The organism is Burkholderia sp. Bp9031, from assembly GCF_003857965.1.
In the GTDB taxonomy this organism is placed as follows: domain Bacteria; phylum Pseudomonadota; class Gammaproteobacteria; order Burkholderiales; family Burkholderiaceae; genus Burkholderia; species Burkholderia ambifaria_A.
Map to the genome: position 1 here is coordinate 1 of NZ_QTPW01000088.1, position 1,245 is coordinate 1,245.

Sequence of the window (1,245 nt, forward strand, 5' to 3'; positions counted from 1 at the left end):
ACGCTGAGTGAGGATTTTGTCCTTCTGGAGGGCCATCATGGACACGGTATCGCTGATCGGAGTCGATCTCGGCAAGCACTGCTTCCACCTGCATGGACAGGATGCGTCAGGCAGGATGGTGTTCCATAAAAAGCTCACGCGTAGCCAGATGTTCACGCTGCTGGGCAATTTTCCGCGTTGTATGGTGGTCATGGAGGCCTGCGCCGGTGCTCACTGGATCGCACGTCGACTTCAAGCGCTGGGCCATGAGGCCAAGCTGATTTCTCCGCAATTCGTCAAACCGTTCCGGCAAGGCAACAAGAACGATTTCGCGGACGCCCAGGCGATCTGCGAAGCAGCTTCCCGTCCGAGCATGCGTTTCGTGAGCCCGCACAACGAAGCCCAGCAGATCGTTTCAGCCTTGCACCGTGTGCGCGAGCGGCTGGTGTGTGACCGCACCGGCACGATCAATCAGATTCATGTGTTTCTGTTGGAGTTCGGTATCAGCTTGCCGCGCGGCATGGCAGCGATCCGGCGACTTCCCACCGTGCTGGAGGCAAAATCGTTGCCGCCGAGGTTGGTGGTCGTGCTCGAACGCTTGCAGGCGCATTTCAAGTATCTGGACGAGCAGATCCGCCAGCTCGAACGTGAGCTGCTTCCCCAGCTACACGAGGATGACCGCAGCGAACGGCTGCTGGAGATTCCCGGCATTGGCCCGATGACCGCCAGCATGTTGGTGTCCGAGTTGGGCGATGCCCATCAATATGGTTCGGCAAGGCAGTTTGCAGCTTCGGTCGGTCTGGTGCCGCGACAGTACAGCACCGGCGGCAAACCAACGCTACTGGGCATCAGCAAGCGCGGCGACAAGGAACTGCGACGGCTGCTGGTGCAATGTGCGCGGACCATCATGCAGCACATCGAGCACCGCACGGATGCATTAGGCGTCTGGATTCGCAGTCTGTTGGCGCGACGACACTCGAACGTGGTCGCCTGTGCCCTGGCCAATAAATTGGCGAGGATCGCCTGGGCCATCCTCGCCAAAGGGACACACTACCGAAGCATCGAGGCTGTTCCCTCAGTCTGACGCTTCCTATCGCTTACGGCTTCAGTTTCAGTAGTCACCTCTGGTTTTGCGACGCGAGATACGTGAAGGCATAACCGACTCAACGGCCGGGCAAGTAACCTGACACAAAAAACAGCACGTCAATGCTGTGGGCTTTTTGAGGTTTGCCCGGCGCGGCTCCCATCATGGGGCGGGATCTTTCC

Annotated in this window: 1 protein-coding gene; it reads left to right on the forward strand. The window is 59.0% G+C overall.

The window, feature by feature from the left end; translation table 11 throughout:
- Positions 1–37 precede the first annotated feature (37 nt).
- Positions 38–1,063 carry an IS110 family transposase gene (locus DIE15_RS36615; RefSeq protein WP_124835880.1) on the forward strand — a complete coding sequence of 342 codons (1,026 nt, stop codon included), beginning with the start codon at positions 38–40 and terminating at the stop codon, positions 1,061–1,063.
- Positions 1,064–1,245: the final 182 nt, after the last annotated feature.